Origin of the sequence: Paenibacillus sp. F4 (genome assembly GCF_002894905.1) — a bacterium.
GTDB lineage: Bacteria > Bacillota > Bacilli > Paenibacillales > Paenibacillaceae > Paenibacillus > Paenibacillus polymyxa_B.
On the sequence record NZ_POVS01000048.1, the window covers coordinates 1 to 1,199 of the forward strand.

A 1,199-nucleotide genomic window follows, 5' to 3' on the forward strand; every position below is an offset into this window, starting at 1 on the left:
GTTCAGTACAGGCAGATCACCTCTAAAGGTATTCAGCCAGTATGCTTCCTGACGTTTAATCCAGTCCCGTTGTGCCTCCGTTTGTTGCCATACCGCGTAGTCTTTATATTGAATCCGTAGCGGAGACAGTTCTTCACCGCTGTACAAGCGGACAAATTCGTCGGTCAACACACCCATAGATGCGCCGTCCGAGATAATATGGTGCATATCGAGCATCAACAGATGCTGTGGCTCCTGTTTTTCTCCCTCTCCCTGTACGCCCAAATCCACCAAGGCCACGCGCAGCAGCGGAGCGGCTTGCAGATCAAATGGACGTACAAAACGTTGAACCCATTTTTGCACTTCCTGGCTTACAAGCTGCTCAGTCCCCTCTGTATGTTGTTCATATGCTGCATCATGATGTAAGACCTCGACATCGGTTTGTTGATCAGCAGCTGGATACGTCACAACATGTCCTGCTTGCACCTTCGCATACTCTACCTCGAACGTCACCGTATCCTGAATCTGTTGCACAGGTTCATTGCTTACCAGTCCAAAGCTGGTGCGGAGTGCCGCATGGCGCGAGATCAACTGGCGGAAAACCTTCTCCACCCGTTTTACATTCAGCGGGCCGCTTACCTGAAGCACAGCGGGAATATTGTAGTTCACATCATCTGGATCAATCTGATGCAAAACGTACATCCGTTTTTGTGCCGAGGACAATGGGTAGAACGGACGTTCTTCCGTCACTGGAATGGATGCATACATCTCTTGATCCAATTGTTCTATGACCGCCGCCAGCTGTTCAATGGTCGGGGCTTCAAAAATACTACGTAGCGGAAGCGATTTATTCAATTCCTTATGAATCTTCGAGGTCAGCGTTGTCGCGCGTAGCGAATGTCCACCAATCTCGAAAAAGTTCTCTTTTACACCGACTTGCTCTAATCCCAGCACGTCCTGCCAGATTTGCGCCAGCACGGATTCCAACCCGGTTCGTGGTGCGGTATAATCGGCTCCCGTTTGCAGGCTGCCTTCGGGTGCTGGCAATGCCTTGCGGTCTATTTTGCCGTTCGGTGTCAGTGGCATGGACTCCAGCTGTACAAAGTATGAAGGTACCATATAGTGAGGCAGCTTTTCACCCAGTAGGCTGCGCAGTTCACCTGCATTCATTTCTTGTTCTGCCACATAGTAGGCTACCAGTTGGTTTTGCCCTTGCCCGT

1 protein-coding gene is annotated in these 1,199 nt (G+C 50.5%); it reads right to left on the reverse strand.

Translation table 11 applies throughout. The features are described 5' to 3' along the window. Positions 1-1,199, reverse strand: a 1,199-nt coding sequence (locus C1T21_RS26950; RefSeq protein ID WP_258012644.1) for a condensation domain-containing protein, incomplete at both ends; no start/stop codon positions are given.